We start from the raw sequence: 18,319 nt of genomic DNA on the forward strand, positions 1-18,319 counted from the left end.
TCTTCTTCTGAGCTGATAGCTTTCACCACGCCGGTTTCCAGGATCACTTCTTTTAGTAATTCGTTCGCGATCACATCCAGTTTTTTCTGGGTTTCGCCCTGTACGTTTTCCGACAGCGTGGAGCCCAGTACACCGGCCAGTTCGCCCTGACCGACGCGGAAGGCGATTTCGCGGCAGGCCGCCAGGATAGTTTTTAACAACGAGATCAGATCCGGATCCACGCCATCTTGTTGCAGTACGGGTGAGATGCGACGCATTATAGTAGGTCCTTGTTATATTTTCGGGTAAGACAGAGTCAGACCGATTAAGCTTTCGTCCGGTACAAGTGGCGAAATCTCATTCAGTCTGGGTTATTTTAAAGAATTTATTCTTAAATTGCAGTTTTGATCGCAGCTTATTCTGCATTTGCTACAATAAGCCCCTGCTTAACAGAGAAGTACATTATGCATATTCATATTCTGGGGATTTGCGGCACCTTTATGGGCGGTATCGCAGCCCTGGCCAAAGCCCTTGGCCATCAGGTCACAGGTTCCGATCAACAGGTTTACCCGCCGATGAGCACTCAGCTGGAACAGCTGGGCATCAGTCTGACTCCGGGTTATGATCCCGCACAGCTGGAACCCGCCCCGGATCTGGTGATTATCGGTAATGCCTTATCGCGTGGTAATCCGGCCGTTGAGTATGTGCTGGAACATAACCTGCCTTACACCTCAGGCCCACAGTGGTTATCCGAACAGTTACTGCAGCAGCGCTGGGTACTGGCCGTTTCCGGCACCCATGGTAAAACCAGCACCGCCAGTATGTTGGCCTGGATCTTAGACTATGCCGGTCTTAAGCCGGGTTTTCTGATTGGCGGTGTACCGCAAAATTTCGGCGTTTCTGCCCGCTTAGGTGAGGCGCCGTTCTTTGTGATTGAAGCCGACGAATACGATACGGCATTTTTTGATAAGCGCTCCAAATTTGTGCATTACCGGCCGCGTACACTGGTGATCAACAACCTTGAGTATGATCATGCGGATATCTTCCCGGATCTGGCGGCGATCCAGCGGCAGTTTCATCATTTGTTACGCACCGTGCCAGCTTCAGGGCTGGTGTTGTCACCGGAAGCGACACCTGCCGTCGCCGAGACGCTGGCTATGGGCTGCTGGAGCCAACGTGAAGCCTATGGCAGCGACTGGCAGGCCGAGTTATTAACACCGGATGGCAGTCAGTTTGCGCTGTATTGGCAACAGCAACAGGTGGCGCTGGTAAATTGGTCGCTCAGTGGCCAGCACAATGTTGATAATGCGGTAATGGCGATTGCTGCCGCGCGTCATGCCGGGGTACCGGTTGGTGTTGCAGCCGAGGCCTTAGCCAGCTTCGTGGCACCAAAACGGCGGATGGAGCTAAAAGGCTCTCCACAAGGTATTGCCATCTACGACGATTTTGCCCATCACCCCACCGCTATTGCCACCACGCTGCAAGGCTTGCGGGCGAAAGTGGGCCAGGCGCGGATTATCGCCGTATTAGAGCCGCGATCTAATACCATGCGCCTTGGTGTGCATCAGGCGGCTTTGCCGCAGGCGCTGTTAACGGCAGATCAGGTGTTTTTATATGAGCCACGCAATGCCGGCTGGTCGATGGCCGAGCTGGCCGCGCGGCTCTCGATGCCGGCCAGTGTCTGTTATGACATTGCTGAGCTGAAAGCCAGTATTCTGGCGCTGGTGCAGCCAGGCGATCAGATAGTAATAATGAGCAATGGCGCCTTCGGCGGCATTCATCAACAACTACTGGAGGCGCTGAGTTAAGCGTGGCCAGTCGATAGGAAAGCCAATGATAACCAGCAAAGAGATTACTCTGGCCTTTAGCGGTGCCTCGGGTGCGCCCTACGGTTTACGTTTATTACAGGTATTGTTAGCGCAGGGCATTAAAGTGCATCTGCTGATGTCCAGTGCGGCGCGGGTGGTGTTTGCCACTGAGCAGCAATTGCAGTTAAGTGCTGCGCCGGAGAAATGCGCACAGCAGCTGGAACAGTACCTGCAAGCTGCACCCGGCCTGTTAAAGGTTTATGGTAAGGACGATTGGTTTTCACCGGTTGCTTCCGGCTCGGCGGCGCCGAAACAGATGGTGGTTTGCCCCTGTTCTACCGGCAGCCTGTCGGCTATCGCGCAGGGCGCCAGTGATAACCTGCTGGAGCGTGCCGCTGATGTGGTGATTAAGGAAGGTGGCAAGCTAATACTGGTGCTGCGGGAAAGCCCACTCAGTGCCATTCATCTGGAAAATATGCTGAAGCTAGCCCGCCTTGGCGTCTGTATTATGCCGGCCGCGCCCGGTTTTTATCATCAGCCGCAGCAAATCAGCGATTTGGTCGACTTTATGGTGGCCCGGGTCTTGGATCAACTGGGCTTAGCGCAACAGTTAGTGGGGCGCTGGGGCTATGACTCGCGACAACAGCAAGCAGGAGAATAGCGTGACGCTGGCACTGGACATTAAAGACTTACATAAAATCTATCGCAGCGGTACGGTCGCACTCAGTGGTATCGATTTACAGGTACAGCAGGGCGATTTTTTTGCGTTGTTAGGGCCAAACGGTGCCGGTAAAAGTACCACCATCGGTATTATCAGTGCGCTGGTCAATAAAAGCCGCGGGCAAGTTAAGGTATTTGGCTTTGACCTGGATACCGAGCTGGAAGCGGCAAAAAGTCAGCTCGGCCTGGTGCCGCAGGAATTTAACTTTAATCAGTTTGAAACCCTGCTGCAAATCGTAGTCAATCAGGCCGGCTATTATGGTGTGCCGCGTGCGGTGGCCTTACAACGTGCTGAGAAATATTTAGGCCAGCTGGGGTTATGGGAAAAACGTCATGCCCGGGCCCGTGAGTTGTCGGGTGGCATGAAGCGGCGGCTAATGATTGCCCGGGCACTGATGCATGAGCCAAGGTTGTTGATCCTCGATGAGCCGACGGCCGGTGTCGATATTGAGCTAAGGCGCTCAATGTGGGAGTTTTTACGCACGATAAATCAGCAGGGCGTGACGATTATCCTGACCACCCATTATCTGGAAGAAGCCGAGATGCTGTGTCGTAATATCGCCATTATTGATAAAGGGCGGATTATCGAAAACACCAGTATGAAAGCGTTGTTATCCAAGCTGGGTAAAGAAACCTTTATTCTGGATCTGGACCAACTGCCGGACAGCCTGCAGCTGGCTGACTTTGTCTGGCGTAAGTTAGATCAACACAGTCTGGAAGTGGACGTAGAGAAAAGTGCTGGCTTAAACCCGATCTTCGAACAACTTAGTGCGCAGCAGGTAAAGGTGTTATCAATGCGGAATAAAGCCAACCGGCTGGAAGAGCTGTTTGTCACCTTAGTAGAACATGGCAGAGGACAAGCAAAATGACAGCTCGCTATCTGATTGCGTTACAAAGTATTCTGATCAAAGAGATTACGCGCTTTATGCGCATTTGGGTACAAACCCTGGTGCCGCCGGCCATTACCATGAGCCTGTATTTTGTCATTTTCGGTAGCCTGATTGGCTCTCGGATCGGCGAGATGAACGGCTTTAGTTATATGGAATTTATTGTTCCCGGCCTGATTATGATGTCGGTTATTACCAACTCCTACGCCAATGTGGCTTCGTCGTTTTTTAGCGCCAAGTTCCAGCGTAATGTCGAAGAGCTACTGGTAGCGCCGGTACCCAACTATATTATTGTGCTCGGTTATGTTGGTGGTGGCATGGCGCGCGGTATTCTGGTGGGGCTGATCGTGACGGTGCTGTCGCTGTTTTTTGTTACCATCAGTATTTATAATCTGGCGATTATTATCTTAACCGTGGTCTTGACCTCGATGTTGTTCGCATTGGGAGGCCTGATCAATGCCGTCTATGCCAAAACCTTTGACGATATCAGCATTATTCCAACCTTTGTGTTAACGCCCTTAACCTACCTGGGCGGTGTCTTCTATTCGCTGACACTGTTGCCCGGATTCTGGCAGCAACTGGCGCAACTAAACCCGATTGTCTATATGGTGAATGCGTTCCGCTTCGGCTTTCTGGGCTATACCGATGTCAACTTATGGCTGGCGCTGGTGGTCGTGCTGAGCTTTATCCTGGTGTTATTCAGTTATGCGATGTATCTGATCAACAAAGGCATTGGTTTACGCAGTTAGCGGCGCAATAAAACAGACGCCAGAAATTAGCAGACATTTTTCGGTGGTTGCAGTACAGTTGAACGCTTTGCTGCGTATAAACGCTGATAAGGTTACAGCAGGTAACGACAGGCATGAACGACATCATTAAACGCCAGGCCACGGCTTCCGAAGAAGCGCTGTGGCGTATTTTTACGATCCCGGAAGCGCCGGATTCGACCCTTAGTATTATCGAACAAAACCTGTCGCAGAATCTGGCCGGCTTTTTAAATGAAAGTATCGTAGCGGTGGAAAAGCCGTTATGGCAGATTGAGCGGGATTTTCAGGCGTTCCAGATCCCGGAGCAGCCGTCCTTTGTTTCTGATTATACCGATACCATTATGCAAAAGCTGGTGGCGCACTCAGTACATACTGCGGCGCCCAGTTTTATTGGTCATATGACGTCGGCCTTACCCTATTTTGTGCTGCCGCTGTCGAAAATGATGGTGGGTTTAAATCAGAACCTGGTAAAAATCGAGACCTCAAAAGCCTTTACCCCGCTGGAGCGGCAGGTATTGGGCATGATGCATCATCTGGTGTATGGCGAAAAAGACGGCTTCTATAAAAAGTGGATGCACAGCGCTAATCATTCGCTGGGTGCCTTTTGCTCCGGTGGTACCATTGCCAATATCACTGCGCTGTGGATTGCCCGCAACCGCTTATTAAAACCGGACGGTGACTTTAAAGGTATCGCCAAAGAAGGCTTGTTCCGCGCGATGCAGCATTATGGTTATCAGGGGTTGGCGATAGTGGTGTCAGAACGTGGTCACTATTCGCTGGGTAAGGCCGCAGATGTGTTGGGTATCGGCCGTGATATGGTGGTGTCGGTCAAAACGGACGCCAATAACAAGGTGGACACTGCCGAAATGCGTCGGGTACTGGCCGACCTTGCGGAGCGTAATATTAAAGTGCTAGCCATTGTCGGCGTTGCCGGCGCCACGGAAACCGGCAATATCGACCCGTTAAATGAGCTTGCCGATCTGGCCGAGCAACAACAATGCCATTTCCATGTTGACGCCGCCTGGGGTGGCGCGACCTTATTATCAGCTAAGTATCGGCATTTGCTGGCTGGTATTGAGCGTGCAGACTCTGTGACCATCGACGCCCATAAGCAGATGTACGTACCGATGGGCGCCGGTATGGTGGTATTTAAACACCCGTCGACGGCGAACGTGATTGAACATCATGCCGAATATATTTTGCGTAAAGGCTCGAAAGATCTGGGCAGCCAGACGCTGGAGGGCTCAAGACCCGGTATGGCGATGCTGGTGCATGCCTGCTTACAGGTGATTGGTCGCCAGGGTTATCAGATCCTGATCGACCGCAGTCTGGAAAAGGCCCGCTACTTTGCCACCCTGATTAGCCATAATATCGACTTTGAACTGATCACTGAGCCGGAGCTCTGTATCCTGACCTACCGCTATGTGCCGGCGCAGGTGCAAAAGGCGATGGCCAGTGCCAGCCCGGAGCAGCAGCTGCGCTTTAATGAACTGCTTAACGGCCTAACCAAGTTTATTCAGAAGCGGCAACGCGAAGAAGGTAAATCTTTCGTCTCCCGCACCCGGCTAACCCCCGCCCGCTACCAGCGGCAGGAAACCATAGTGTTTCGGGTGGTATTGGCTAATCCGCTGACCACAGAGCAGATTTTGCGTGATGTGTTAGTGGAGCAGGATCAGCTGGCACAGCAGGATAAGGAGTTTTATCCTAAGCTATTACAATTGGCGGCGCAGCAATTGTACGCTTAGTCGGGCGTTGGTTTATTGTCGTAAGGAGCTTGGGATGGCAAAAATTTGGTTAGTGCTATTGCTGCTATTGACGGGCTGTCAGCAGGCGTATTACGCGACGATGGAAAAAGTCGGTGTCCATAAAAGGGATATTTTGGTCGATCGGGTCGAGGGCGCGCAGCAGTCGCAGCGTCAGGCGCAGGAGCAGTTCAGTTCGGCGCTGGAGCAGTTTTCGGCTCTGGTCAAATATGATGGTGGTGATTTACAGCGGCAGTACAAGCTCACTCAGGCTGAATACGATGCCTGTGAAAAGTCAGCACTGGATGTGAAAAATCGTATCGATGCCATTGAGCAGGTCGCTGAAGCACTCTTTAAAGAGTGGCAGCAGGAGCTGAACGAATACAGCAATCAGAGCCTGAAGCGTGATAGCGAACGCAAACTTAGCCAAACCCGCCGCCAGTACACCAGCTTGTTAGTGACCATGCGTCAGGCCGAAGCGACGATGCAACCGGTGTTATCGTCATTAAAAGATAATGCGCTGTATTTAAAGCATAATCTGAATGCCCAGGCGATTGGTGCGCTAAAAGGCGAATTTGGCAGTATTGAGCGCGATATCAGCCGGTTACTGACCGAGATGAATAAAGCCATTGCCGAGTCAGAGCGTTTTTTAACCACCCTTAAGCAATAATCCCGCTATAAACGATAGCAACAGCACTAAGCAGGCTGGCCAGGCCATAACAGAGGACCTTGGCCAGCGGCCCTTTAGCCAGCTTTAAATCATGCAAACCATGATGCACGCGGTGCATAGCATGAAATAGCGGCAAACAAATGGCTGCGCCAGCGAAAGCCAGACCCGCTAAGCCCCAGAAACTCTGTAACAGTTGCTGAACCCGGCTATAACTGAAAGCCGCTTCTGGCAATAATCCGAGTGGGTAGAGCAGGCCCAGGGTTAATACCAGACCCGGAATCACCATTGCAAAGCAGACGCCACCGGCACTAAATAAGGCCCACCAGATCGGTTCATCTGAGCGTTTTGGCTGATTCATCCGATAGCTCCAAATAACCAGAGTAAGAATAGCGCGACCAGCAGGGTGCCGAGCCACTGGCCGGCAATCATCAGTGGTGCCGGCAGTAGCGGCATCACCCGTGGGAACAGTTCAAAAAAGGTTTTAGCATGATATAAGCTGGCCAGCAGCACCAGTGCATTCAGCGCTATCACCCAGGGCTGCGCCATAAACGCCAGCCAGCTTTGATACTGACTTTCTCCCTGACTCAGGCTGTAAAGCCCCGCCAGCAGGCAGCCACAGAAAAACAGCAGTGGCAGCACAGTGGCTTCGCGCAGCATATAGCGCAGAAAAAAGCTATGTTTTAGCCACCAGCTGCGAGAGAGCGGTTGCAGATAGGGGCGGCGGGCGCCGGCAGAGTCTGGCATAGGGCCTCCTAAGGTTTAAAGATGCTGATCAGCATATCGGTAGCCGAGGCAACTTTGCCCTGATTGACGGCCGCTGCCGGATCCAGCTGCTTCGGACAGACATCGGCACAAAAGCCGACAAAGGTGCAGGCCCAGACGCCGTTTTTGCCATTTAGCTGCGGCATGCGCTGTGCTTTGCCTTGATCGCGGCTGTCGAGGTTATAGCGCTGTGCCGTGACAATAGCCGCTGGCCCCAGAAATTCCGGATTAAGGCCAAATTGCGGACAGGCGGCATAGCACAGGCCACAGTTAATACAGCTGGAGAATTTCTGGTACTTTTTCAGCTGCGCCGGCGTTTGCCGGTGCGGTTCAGTGTTTTGACTATCATTAATCAGATAAGGTTTTACCGCTTGCAGATGGTCTAAAAACACCGCCATATCGCTGATCAGATCTTTCTCAATCGGGAAATGGTCCAGTGCGCTAATCGTCAGTTCAGCCGGATAATCGCGTAAAAAGGTTTTACAGCCTAGTTTCGGGATCTTATTCACCATCACGCCGCAAGAACCGCAAATCGCCATCCGGCAGGACCAGCGAAAGGCCAGCGTCGGATCCAATTGCTGCTGAATATACAGCAGTGCATCCAGCACCGAGGTGCTGTGATCAAAGGGCACCTGATAGCGCTTTGCGCTGGGTGCCTGATCTTGCTCGGGATTATAGCGCTGAATAATTATGGTTTTTTCCATGCTCAGGCTCCTTGCTTAGCGGCAGCACCGTAGACGCGGGCCGCCGGTGGCAGGCAGGTGATCCTAACCGGTTGGTAACGCAGCGCAACACGGCCATCCGCTGCCCGGTAAGCCAGGGTATGCTGTAAAAAATCCTGATCATTACGCTGGGTCAGGCCCGGATCCAGCCGTTGATGCGCGCCGCGCGATTCTTTACGCGCCAGCGCGCTTTCACAGAGTGTCAGTGCCACCTCCAGGCCGAAACTCAGCTCCAGATACTGGATCAGCTCAGCGTTAAACACCTTACTGTGGTCGCTTACCTTCAGCCCGGCCAGCTGTTGCTGTAACGATACCAGGGTGGTGCGGCATTGCTGCATACCTTGTTCATCGCGATAGATACCACAACCTTGCTCCATCGCCAGTGTCATGGCTTTACGCAGGCTGGCGATGCTCTGTTGCTGTTTGCCACCGAACAGACTGGCCAGTCGCCGTTGTTGCGTTTGCGCCTGCTCTGTCGCTGCTGTTGATTGGCTACGCGGCATCGGCGGTAGGCTTTGCGCGGCATGTTCGCCGGCGGCTTTACCAAATACCAGTAATTCGGTCAGTGAGTTCGACCCCAGCCGGTTGGCGCCATGCAGGCCGACCGAAGCGCACTCACCGACTGCATATAAGCCGCTAATGCTGGTTTCACCTTGCAACTCAGTCAGAATGCCGCCCATGGTATAGTGCACTGCCGGGCGAATGGGGATCGGTTGTTGTACCGGATCGATATTGACGTAAGAACGCGACAGTTCACAGATAAAGGGCAGCCGCTCGGCCAGTTTCTGTACCCCGAGATGACGTAAATCCAGATAGACGACAGCATGCCCCTGATAGTCAGCGGTAAGTCCGGCTTGTTGCTGCTGCCAGAACGCCTGCGACAGTTTATCGCGTGGCCCCAGCTCCATATATTTGTTTTGCGGTTGGCCCAAGGGCGTCTCCGGGCCCAGACCATAATCCTGCAGGTAACGATAGCCGTCTTTATTCAGCAGAATCCCGCCTTCACCGCGGGCAGCTTCGGTGATCAGGATGCCGGAGCCGGGTAAGCCGGTGGGGTGGTATTGCACAAACTCCATATCCCGTAGCGCTACACCATGCCGGTACGCCAGCGCCATACCATCACCGGTGACGATGCCGCCGTTGGTATTGTAGTGAAACAGCCGGCCTGCGCCGCCGGTAGCCAGTATCACTTTCGGCGCCAGGATCTGGAATAGTTCGCCGCTATTCAGTTGCAGCGCCAGCACCCCCAGCACCTGCTGTTCACTGACTAGTAAATCCAGCACGAAGAACTCATCCAGCCGGCGGATGGCCGGATATTTCATTGAGGTTTGAAACAACGTATGCAAAATATGAAAGCCGGTTTTATCGGCCGCAAACCAGGTGCGTTCGGTTTTCATGCCGCCAAAGCGCCGCACCTGAATACTGCCATCGGCTTTACGGCTCCACGGACAGCCCCAGTGTTCCAGTTGCACCAGCTCCTGATAAGCGGCTTTAACAAAATGTTCCACCACCAGCTGGTCAGCCAGCCAGTCGCTGCCGGCAACGGTATCCTGAAAATGTGCGTCCAGACTATCTTCGGCCAGCGTGACGGCCGCCGCGCCACCTTCGGCTGCAACCGTATGCGAGCGCATCGGATAGACTTTGGATAGCAGACTAATGCGGGCATCCGGCCTGGTTTCAGCAGCAGCAATAGCGGCGCGTAAGCCAGCACCACCGCCGCCGACCACAATAATATCCGTTGTTATAATCTGCATCCTGCCTCCGTGATTAATTGCCGCTGGCGGCCCAGTACAAACCGGCACTGAGTAGTAAGGGATAAAGATGGCACAGCAGCACATTCAGGCCAAGGTAAGGTGCCAGCTCGCGTGGTTTATCTGCCAGCCGGAAAATGCCAGGCAGAATTTTCAGCAACAGCGGCAAACTGAGTAAGCCAAGTAAGCTCTGCCAGGGCAGCGCACCCAGGGCAACACCAAGCAGCAGTAACAGATAGCTGGCAGCAGCCAGCAGACTATAAACACTGGCACTGTGGCTGCGGCCAATGACAATCGGCAAATGCCGGCGTCCGACCTGCCTGTCGGCTTCGACATCCGGAAACTGATTTAACAGCAACAGGTTGGAGACCAGCAAACTGATAATGGCGGCCAACAGCCAGGCTGCCATGCTGACTTGCTGTGCAAATACCCAAAACGCGCCCAGCGTCATCAACAAACCAAAGCCAATGCCTGGCGCCAGCAGGCAGGCCAGTGGTGAGCGGTTCAGATATTGGGTATAGGCGTAAATAATCAGCACACCCGGAATACCAATCAGCAGCAGTTGCCAGCCATGCAATAAGGTGAGGTAAAGTCCGCCGGCGATCAGTAATGCTAAGCTGATCACGGCAATCGCCAATGCGGCGTAACTGGCAGCCGGATTAGCCACCAGAGTACCGCTACCACCGCTAAAGGGCGTGCGTTCGGTCAGAAAATCCAGACCGGACTTAAAATCAAAATATTCATTAAAGGCATTAACGCTGATATGGGCACAGAGCGCCAGTAAGGTCACCAATAACAGGGTTGGCCAGCCAGGTGAGGCGCCGGCTTGCCAACTGGCGGTGGCGGACAGCAGGATGCAAACTAAGGTCAGGGTTAGAAAATTTGCCCGGCTGACGCCTAGCAGGGTGTTAAGCACTGATCCGCTCTCCATTCACGCCATTCTTAGAAGCAGCATAGCGGGTTTTGGGCGGAAAAACTTTGATCTCAGCGGTCTTTTCTACCAAAGACCGAGTTGTTGGCGCGCTTCTCCTGGCCAAAGAGCCAGTACCGGGTGCTGCAAGCCGGGCACCATTGGCTGTAAATCAGCGACAAACTGGCGGCATAAGGCCGGTGCGCCATGATTATCCGGAGTATGAAAGTAGCAGTAGGGAGTTTTACCGGCCTGCAGCCAGTCGGCGACTTTGCGTAACCAGGGTTGATAATAATGCTGGTTGATGCTGGCATCATCACAGCCGATAAAGCGGATCACCGGTTGGGCGCTCAGACAGATTGCATGTACTGGTAGCCGGGGCTTTTTTTGTTGTGCATCCAATAGCGCCGGACTGCGGGCCGGCACACTAAACAGCGCCCGGCTATCGAGCACCACCCGTTCGCATTGATACTGCTGTAGTAAGCGGTTTAAGCTGATTTCGTGTGCCGCCTTATCGAAGAAGGCCGGATGCCGCACTTCAACGCACAGCGGGTAATGCGGGCGAAGCGTAGCAAGTTGCTGTTCCAGCCAGGGCAAGGCGTGCGGGCCGGTACTGGCCGGCAGTTGTAAATGCAGCATACCAAGCTTATCCCCTAACACGCTGAGCGTCTTTAACCAGGCCAGGATATCATCTGCTTGCGTTGTCGCGCTGTTATGCGAAAAACGCGACGGCAGCTTTAACTGCAGCCGGAAGTCAGCAGGCAAGGTCGCCGCCCAGCGCTTGAGGGTGGCGCTGTCCGGATCGGCATAAAAGCTGGTATTGCCCTCGACGCTGTTAAACACGGTGGCGTAATGGGCGAGAAAGTCGCTGCTGCTGGTACCTTGCGGATACAGGCTGCCACGCCAGTGTGGATTAGCCCACAGCGGGCAGCCCAGGTAGAGCATTTACACTTCCAGATTATCGATCAGCCGGGTGCTACCCAGTTTGGCTGCCGCCAGGATCACTTTTGGCTCATTGGCGTCATTGGCCAGGGCTAAGGTCTGACGATGGCTGATATTCAGATAATCCGGGATAAAACCGGCCGCCTGTAACGCCGCTTTGGCGTTTTGCTCCAGCTCGCGGTAAGGGGCGGCAGCAGCCAGGATCTGTTGTTTTAGTTGCTGCAGGATCTGATATAACGCCGGTGCCTTGGCACGTTCCTCTGCCGTCAGATAACCGTTACGCGAGCTGAGTGCCAGACCATCCGCCGCGCGCTCAGTCGGCACCCCGATAATCTCAATCGGAAACGACAGGTCTGCCACCATCTGGCGGATAATCGCCAGTTGCTGATAGTCCTTCTGACCAAAACAGGCGACATCCGGTTGCACCAGATTAAACAGTTTCGCCACCACGGTGCTAACGCCGCGGAAATGACCGGCCCGGCTGGCGCCACAGTGTAAATCGCCCAGTTTCGGTACTTCGACAAAGCTTTGTACGTCCAGCCCGTGCGGATACATGATGGCCGGCGTGGGCGTGAACAAGGCGGCACAGCCATGTGCAGTCAGGCCTTGCATATCAGCCGCCAGGGTACGCGGATACTTGTCCAGATCTTCGTTCTGACCAAATTGCATCGGATTAACAAAGATGCTGGCAATCACCACATCGGCATGTTGGCGGGCGATATCAACCAGCCGGAAATGGCCGGCGTGCAGATTACCCATCGTTGGCACAAAGCCAATGCGTTTACCGGCTAAGCGCCAGTCGCGGATTTGCGCCCGTAGCGCAGAGATCGATTCCAGGTGCTGCATTATTGAAAACTGTGCTCTTTTGCCGGGAAAATGCCGGCTTTCACTTCACTGACATAGGTTGTTATGGCGCTACGGATGTCACCGGTTTGCGCCAGATAATTTTTGGAAAACTTTGGGATATAGCCACTGCTGATGCCAAGTAAATCATGCATCACCAGTACCTGACCATCGGTGACGTTGCCGGCACCAATACCGATCACCGGAATGGTCAGCGCCTGAGTAATTCGCTCGGCCAGCGGCTGTGGAATACATTCCATCACCAGCAGTTGCGCACCGGCTTCCTGCAGCGCCAGCGCTTGCCGGACCATGGCATCGGCTTTTTCCGCGGTTTTACCCTGCACTTTAAAGCCACCAAACAAGTGGACGGATTGCGGCGTTAAGCCTAAATGACCACACACCGGCACGCCGCGCTCGGTCAGGGCTTTGATGGTTGGCAGTAAAAAGTCACCGCCTTCTAATTTCACCATATTGGCACCGGCCTGCATCAGCGGCGTCGCATTATGCATCGCCTGCTCCGGCGTGGCATAGCTCATAAAGGGCATGTCGGCAATCACAAAGGCATCGGGGGCACCGGCGCGCACCGCCCGGGTGTGATAAGCGATATCGGCGGTGGTAACGGGTAGTGTATCGCTATGACCCTGCAGTACCATGCCCAGCGAGTCGCCAATTAGCAGCACATCGACGCCTTGCTCGGCAAAGAGTTTGGCGAAGCTGGCATCATAAGCCGTTAACATGGTGATTTTGTCACCTTGTTGCTTCATTTTTTGCAGTACGGCAGTGGTAATTTTCGGCATTTTGATCTATTCCGACAGTGAGTCCGGATGCGCACCTTCGCACAAAGTGGCGTCAGTCGCAAGGAGGTTGCAGTGGCGTCAGGCCATTTAGTGGCACCCGTTGTAGCAGGCTCTGTAACGTTACGCCATCAGGTAAAATTAAATCCGGTGCCAGCTCGGCCAGCGGATACAACACAAACTCCCGCAGCTGCATACCATAGTGTGGCACAGTCAGCTCGGGATGATCGATTTGTTGCATGCCGAATAACAGGATATCTAAATCCAGGGTGCGGGGGCCCCAACGCTCGGCTTTGCGTTGCCGGCCATGCGCAAGTTCGATCTGCTGTAAGGCGTGCAGTAACGCCAGCGGCGTTAAACGGGTATCCAGTGCCGCTACCGCATTAACATAATCCGGCTGATCCTGTGGCCCCATCGGTTTGGAGCTGTAAAGGCGCGATACCTGCACCAGCCTGGTTTCGGGCAGTTGTCCAAGGGCTGTCACCGCGGCCTGCAGCTGCGCCACCGGTTTCACCAGATTGGCGCCCAGGCCAATATAACAACGTTCAGCTGCCAGCATTATCAGTATTGCCAGTTGGCGCTTTACGTTTGGTACGCCGGCGTTTTGGCCGCTCGACACCGGCTTTGCCGAGTTGATTAATCAGCTGCAGCTTGCCGGCTTCATCGGTAAATTGAAAACTCTGCCACCAGTTTGCCAGTGCAGTCAGTTCACCGCCCTCGGCTGCGGCTCTTAGTTGCAAAAAGTCAAAAGCGCCGCGGAATTTATTTTGTTCCATCAGCTTAAAGGCACGACGACCAGCGCGTTTTGGCAGCCGGCTTTGTAAGATCCAGATATCGCGCATTGCCAGACTAAAGCGTTTCGGAATGGCAATACTACGCTGCACGTCATCCAGCACTTCGGTCATCGCGATGCTGAGGGCATCATTTTCATTCAGGCCACTCTCAATCAGCAGCGTCTGGGCCCGCACTTCTACCGGGTACCACAGCATGGCGGCAAACACAAAGGCCGGCGTCACCGGTTTGTCCTGCGCGACCCGCTGATCGGTATCCTGCAAGGCACGGGTGACCAGTTGAAAGGCTTTACCTTCCGGTTCCTGCTTTAACAGTTTTTCCAGCTGCGGCAGTAATACCTTAAAGACTTTCAGCTCACGCATCAGCATAAAGTTGTCGAAGCCTTTGCCGGCCAGCCACATCTTAACCAGTTCATCAAACAGCCGTGGCGCCGGGATATTCTTTAGCAATACCGCCAGCTCAGGGATATCGCGCGCCGTATCCGGTGCGATTTGCATATTTAATTTAGTGGCAAAGCGGATGGCGCGCAGCATCCGTACCGGATCTTCACGATAGCGGGTTTCCGGATCGCCAATCAGTTCAATGCGCCGCTCGGCGATGCTTTGCATGCCGTTGGCAAAATCATAGATAGCAAAGTCTTTAATCGAGTAGTACAGCGCATTGACGCTAAAGTCGCGCCGCTCGGCATCTTCTTCAATGGTACCATACACATTATCGCGCAGGATCTGACCGTGATCGCTGAGGCTGGCGATCTTGCTGCTATCTTCCTCGTCGTCAACGCCACTGTGATGGCCACGGAAGGTGGCGACTTCAATCACTTCGCGGCCAAAGACCACGTGTGCTAAGCGAAAACGGCGGCCAATCAGCCGGCAGTTGCGGAACACCTGCTTAATTTCTTCCGGCTTGGCATTGGTGACCACATCGAAATCTTTTGGCTGTAAGCCAAGCAATAAATCACGGATACAGCCACCGACCAGATAGGCGTCGTAGCCCGCATCTTTGAGCCGGTACAACACTTTCAACGCATTCGGGCTGATATCTTTGCGCGAAATGGCATGCCGATCACGGCTAATCACCTGCAAGGGCGGCAAAACTGAAGAGGGCACCGGGTTGGCGCTGATAGCTTTAGTCGCCGGGGTTTTGGCAGCTTTAGCCGGCTTGCCACTGCTCGGTTGGGTGGCAGTTTTGCTCAGCTTACGGCGGCAAAAATCAAGCACTCGCGAAATAATGATATGTCTCCTAAAAACCGATACGGCACTTTGGCCGAAAAACCGGCGTATCATACCCGAATTGCCGGAAAATGAGAATGTAAGGCCGGCGGCAAATTTATCAGGCAAAGTCAGGGCAGCGCACTTCCAACTGCTGCGGTACCTGACGTAATTGCCAGTTGCCAAGTGCCCAGGCTAACAACTCGCTCACCGGGGCACCGGCAAGCTCTGCCGGCGGCGGATGGCCAAGTACAGTTAAGGCCGCCGCCATACTTTGCGTCAGCGGCCAATCTTGCAACGGCCTGGCATGGTTTTGTTTACTCAGCTTCTGGCCAGGTGCTGTTACCGCCAGCGGTAAATGGCCATAGTCAGGCGCTGCTGCGCCCAATAACCAAAATAAGTGCTGTTGCCGGCTGGTCATCGTCAGCAAATCGGCGCCACGGATCACTTGTGTAATGCCCTGATCCCAATCATCCACTACCACCACCAACTGGTAGCTAAACAGACCATCCCGACGTTTTACCACATAGTGCTCGGCGGCCAGGGCGGCGTCGATCTGCTGCGGGCCGAAGACCAGATCGCTAAAGCCGGTTGCAGCCGGGCTGCAGAGTCGCCAGGCTAACGGCTCAGCAGACAGTCCGAGGTACTGACAAGTACCGGGATAAATCCCACCGCCATCGCTAATTTGTTTACGGCTGCACTGACAACCATAGATCAGCCCTTGCTGGCGTAGCTGTTGAAAAATGCTTTGGTAACGTTCCAGCCGCTGGCTTTGATACCAAATCTCGCCATCCCACTGCAGACCAAAGCTTTCCAGTGCCGTTAAAATGGCGCTGTCGGCGCCGGGTTGGGTGCGCGGGGTATCGATATCTTCGATGCGCACCAGCCAACGGCCAGCCTGACTCTTTGCCTGCAAATAACTACCCAGGGCAGCAATTAAGGAGCCAAAGTGCAGCGGACCAGAAGGGGAGGGAGCAAAACGGCCGGTATAGCCGGCCGTGTTTTGGGGGGAAGAGCTGGCGTTTGCCAAGGGATAAGACCTTAACCGCCTAACTGCTTCTCTTTGATTTCGGCCAGGGTTTTACAGTCGATACACTGATCGGCAGTTGGCCGCGCTTCTAAGCGCTTGATACCGATTTCAATGCCGCAGGTATCACAGTAACCGAAATCGTCGTTCTCAATTTTTTGTAGCGTTTTTTCAATCTTTTTCAGCAGTTTACGTTCACGATCCCGTGCGCGCAGTTCTAAGCTGAATTCTTCTTCCTGCGCGGCCCGATCTACCGGATCCGGGAAGTTAGCGGCTTCGTCGGCCATATGGTTCTTGGTACGGTCAACTTCTTCCCGTAACTGTTGGCGCCAGGCATCGAGAATTTTGCGGAAATGCTCCAGCTGCTTCGGGTTCATGTACTCTTCCCCGACCGCCTCCTGATATGGCTCAACACCGGCCAGCGCCAGCAGCCCCAGGGTTTTGTTGTTATTGCCCTCTGGCATGATTCTCTCCTGTACAATACCGCCAAGCAAAAAAGATGGCGGCTATAGATAGCAGAATATTAATGCTATCGCAATCACTATTGAAAAACCGCGGAAGTATACAGACTGAGCAGCCATTCGTCACTTTATTTTCAGCAGCCGCTCTGTGTTACAATGTTCAGCATCAGCCTTGCTAAGAAGCCGACAGCCCCCTATAAACGGAGTAAAAGATGGAATCGACCACTAATCTGTTACACATTTCACTGACTCAGCAGCCAGCCGCTGCTGCCTTTGGTAAAGCCAGCCTGACCCCAAGCAGCCAGGGCTATCAAATTCATGTTAAAGCCGGTGATGAGCTGCGTAGTATTCAAAAAGCTGCCCGGCAGCTGGATAACCTTGGTCTGACCGAGGTGCAGTTAGCGGGTGACTGGTCGCTGGAAGCGCAGTGGGCCTTTTATCAGGGCTTTATTAATGCCAAACGCTTTACCGGTGTTAATTTTACCGGCGATGCCGCAACAGTAACCCGTCTGCAGCAGCTGGTACGTTGTTACAGCTTTGCCCGCGGCCTGATTAACCAGACGCCGGAGCAATTATCTCCTGAGTTACTGTGTCAGCAGGCGGCAGCTTTTATTCAAGAGGTGGCAGGTGACGGCAAGGTTTCGCAGCAGATCCTGCTCGGTGAACAACTGCAACAGGCTGGCTGGCATGGAATTTATCAGGTTGGTCGCGGCAGCGATCGTGCACCGGCGCTGCTGGAGCTGGACTTTAACCCGACCGGCAACCCGGATGCGCCTGTTGCTGCGGCTTTGGTCGGTAAAGGCATTACCTTTGACAGTGGCGGTTATTCGATTAAAGCGACTGAAGGCATGCTGACGATGAAATGTGATATGGGTGGTGCCGCGACAGTCACGGCAGCGCTGGCGCTGGCGATCCTCGGTGGTCTGACGCAGCGGGTCAAACTGATCTTATGCTGCGCCGAAAACCTGATCAGCGGTCATGCTTATAAGCTTGGCGATATTATTACCTATAAAAATGGTACCACAGTAGAAATCGTCAATACCGATGCCGAAGGCCGGCTGGTACTGGCGGATGGTCTGCAACTGGCGGGCGACAGTGGTGCCGGGCTGATTATTGATGCTGCAACGCTGACCGGCGCTGCGCAAACGGCGGTTGGCACCGAATATAATGCCTTGTTTGCCTTAGATCAGGTACTGGCACAGCGGGCGCTGGCGTATGCGGCGGAACAACAGGAACTGACCTGGCAGTTACCGCTGGCAAAATGGCATCAGCAGCAATGCCCGTCACCTTATGCCGATACGGCCAACAGCCGGCCGGTCAAAGGTGGCGGTGCCGGTGGCGCCAGTAATGCTGCCGGCTTTTTAAGTCGCTTTGTACCGAATGACGGTCAGGGCTGGTTGCACTTTGATTTAGCTGCCGCTTTTAATGGCAGCGCCAATGCCTATTGGGCGGCCGGTGCCACCGGTCAGGGCATTCGTACTATTGCCGCTACCCTGTTAGCGGAATTGTCAGCCTGAGTGGCGGCGGCAGCTAG

General features: G+C 53.9%; 19 protein-coding genes and 1 pseudogene. 7 read left to right on the plus strand and 13 right to left on the minus strand.

Translation table 11 applies throughout. The features are described from left to right. Positions 1 to 257: pseudogene (locus AJE_RS12970) on the minus strand (class 1 fructose-bisphosphatase); the annotation flags it as partial. 186 nt (positions 258 to 443) lie between these two features. On the opposite strand from AJE_RS12970, the gene mpl reads away from it, so the two are divergent. The 6 genes from mpl (at position 444) to AJE_RS13000 (ending at position 6,573) form a co-directional block, all read left to right on the plus strand. After that, positions 444 to 1,787 (plus strand): UDP-N-acetylmuramate:L-alanyl-gamma-D-glutamyl-meso-diaminopimelate ligase, encoded by a 1,344-nt coding sequence (gene mpl / locus AJE_RS12975; RefSeq protein WP_008951241.1) that lies wholly within the window; start codon positions 444 to 446, stop codon positions 1,785 to 1,787. 25 nt (positions 1,788 to 1,812) lie between these two features. Beyond that, entirely contained in the window at positions 1,813 to 2,448 is a 636-nt protein-coding gene (locus tag AJE_RS12980; RefSeq protein WP_008951242.1) for a flavin prenyltransferase UbiX, read from the plus strand. Continuing rightward, positions 2,417 to 3,376 carry an ABC transporter ATP-binding protein gene (locus AJE_RS12985; RefSeq protein ID WP_202799386.1) on the plus strand — a complete coding sequence of 320 codons (960 nt, stop codon included), beginning with the start codon at positions 2,417 to 2,419 and terminating at the stop codon, positions 3,374 to 3,376. Before AJE_RS12980 ends, AJE_RS12985 begins: the two co-directional genes overlap by 32 nt. Beyond that, positions 3,373 to 4,143 carry an ABC transporter permease gene (locus AJE_RS12990; protein WP_008951244.1) on the plus strand — a complete coding sequence of 257 codons (771 nt, stop codon included), beginning with the start codon at positions 3,373 to 3,375 and terminating at the stop codon, positions 4,141 to 4,143. Before AJE_RS12985 ends, AJE_RS12990 begins: the two co-directional genes overlap by 4 nt. A gap of 113 nt (positions 4,144 to 4,256) precedes the next feature. Next, the gene (gene panP / locus AJE_RS12995; protein ID WP_008951245.1) at positions 4,257 to 5,906 is read left to right on the plus strand and encodes a pyridoxal-dependent aspartate 1-decarboxylase PanP; all 1,650 of its coding nucleotides are present in this window, start codon (positions 4,257 to 4,259) and stop codon (positions 5,904 to 5,906) included. A 34-nt stretch (positions 5,907 to 5,940) separates the two neighbouring features. Further along, entirely contained in the window at positions 5,941 to 6,573 is a 633-nt protein-coding gene (locus AJE_RS13000) for a DUF2959 domain-containing protein (RefSeq protein WP_008951246.1), read from the plus strand. Here the strand turns inward: AJE_RS13000 and frdD are convergent. The 12 genes from frdD to dksA form a co-directional block, all read right to left on the minus strand. Then, positions 6,563 to 6,931 carry a fumarate reductase subunit FrdD gene (gene frdD / locus AJE_RS13005; RefSeq protein WP_008951247.1) on the minus strand — a complete coding sequence of 123 codons (369 nt, stop codon included), beginning with the start codon at positions 6,929 to 6,931 and terminating at the stop codon, positions 6,563 to 6,565. The genes AJE_RS13000 and frdD overlap by 11 nt on opposite strands. Beyond that, on the minus strand, positions 6,928 to 7,317 hold the full coding sequence (locus AJE_RS13010; RefSeq protein WP_008951248.1) for a fumarate reductase subunit C: 390 nt from the start codon (positions 7,315 to 7,317) through the stop codon (positions 6,928 to 6,930). Before AJE_RS13010 ends, frdD begins: the two co-directional genes overlap by 4 nt. Before the next feature lie 8 nt (positions 7,318 to 7,325). After that, entirely contained in the window at positions 7,326 to 8,039 is a 714-nt protein-coding gene (locus AJE_RS13015) for a succinate dehydrogenase/fumarate reductase iron-sulfur subunit (RefSeq protein WP_008951249.1), read from the minus strand. A gap of 2 nt (positions 8,040 to 8,041) precedes the next feature. Further along, the gene (gene frdA, locus AJE_RS13020; RefSeq protein WP_008951250.1) at positions 8,042 to 9,811 is read right to left on the minus strand and encodes a fumarate reductase (quinol) flavoprotein subunit; all 1,770 of its coding nucleotides are present in this window, start codon (positions 9,809 to 9,811) and stop codon (positions 8,042 to 8,044) included. A gap of 13 nt (positions 9,812 to 9,824) precedes the next feature. Continuing rightward, positions 9,825 to 10,724 (minus strand): prenyltransferase, encoded by a 900-nt coding sequence (locus AJE_RS13025; RefSeq protein WP_039928778.1) that lies wholly within the window; start codon positions 10,722 to 10,724, stop codon positions 9,825 to 9,827. A gap of 81 nt (positions 10,725 to 10,805) precedes the next feature. Next, entirely contained in the window at positions 10,806 to 11,663 is an 858-nt protein-coding gene (locus AJE_RS13030; RefSeq protein ID WP_008951252.1) for a DUF72 domain-containing protein, read from the minus strand. After that, entirely contained in the window at positions 11,664 to 12,506 is an 843-nt protein-coding gene (panC, locus tag AJE_RS13035) for a pantoate--beta-alanine ligase (RefSeq protein ID WP_008951253.1), read from the minus strand. Then, a complete protein-coding gene (gene panB / locus AJE_RS13040) occupies positions 12,506 to 13,300 on the minus strand; it encodes a 3-methyl-2-oxobutanoate hydroxymethyltransferase (protein WP_008951254.1) in 795 nt (264 codons plus the stop codon). The genes panC and panB overlap by 1 nt, the downstream gene beginning before the upstream one ends. A 52-nt stretch (positions 13,301 to 13,352) precedes the next feature. Next, positions 13,353 to 13,856 carry a 2-amino-4-hydroxy-6-hydroxymethyldihydropteridine diphosphokinase gene (gene folK, locus AJE_RS13045; protein ID WP_008951255.1) on the minus strand — a complete coding sequence of 168 codons (504 nt, stop codon included), beginning with the start codon at positions 13,854 to 13,856 and terminating at the stop codon, positions 13,353 to 13,355. Continuing rightward, on the minus strand, positions 13,843 to 15,306 hold the full coding sequence (pcnB, locus tag AJE_RS13050; protein WP_008951256.1) for a polynucleotide adenylyltransferase PcnB: 1,464 nt from the start codon (positions 15,304 to 15,306) through the stop codon (positions 13,843 to 13,845). The genes folK and pcnB overlap by 14 nt, the downstream gene beginning before the upstream one ends. Positions 15,307 to 15,418: 112 nt before the next feature. Then, a complete protein-coding gene (gene gluQRS, locus AJE_RS13055; RefSeq protein ID WP_008951257.1) occupies positions 15,419 to 16,327 on the minus strand; it encodes a tRNA glutamyl-Q(34) synthetase GluQRS in 909 nt (302 codons plus the stop codon). An 11-nt stretch (positions 16,328 to 16,338) separates the two neighbouring features. Continuing rightward, the gene (dksA, locus tag AJE_RS13060; protein ID WP_008607161.1) at positions 16,339 to 16,788 is read right to left on the minus strand and encodes an RNA polymerase-binding protein DksA; all 450 of its coding nucleotides are present in this window, start codon (positions 16,786 to 16,788) and stop codon (positions 16,339 to 16,341) included. Between the two features lie 209 nt (positions 16,789 to 16,997). Here dksA and pepB point away from each other — a divergent pair, with 209 nt between their 5' ends. After that, positions 16,998 to 18,302: an aminopeptidase PepB gene (gene pepB / locus AJE_RS13065; RefSeq protein WP_008951258.1), complete on the plus strand. Its 1,305-nt coding sequence runs from the start codon at positions 16,998 to 17,000 to the stop codon at positions 18,300 to 18,302. The last annotated feature ends 17 nt before the right edge of the window (positions 18,303 to 18,319 follow it).

Source organism: Alishewanella jeotgali KCTC 22429 (assembly GCF_000245735.1).
Lineage (GTDB): Bacteria > Pseudomonadota > Gammaproteobacteria > Enterobacterales > Alteromonadaceae > Alishewanella > Alishewanella jeotgali.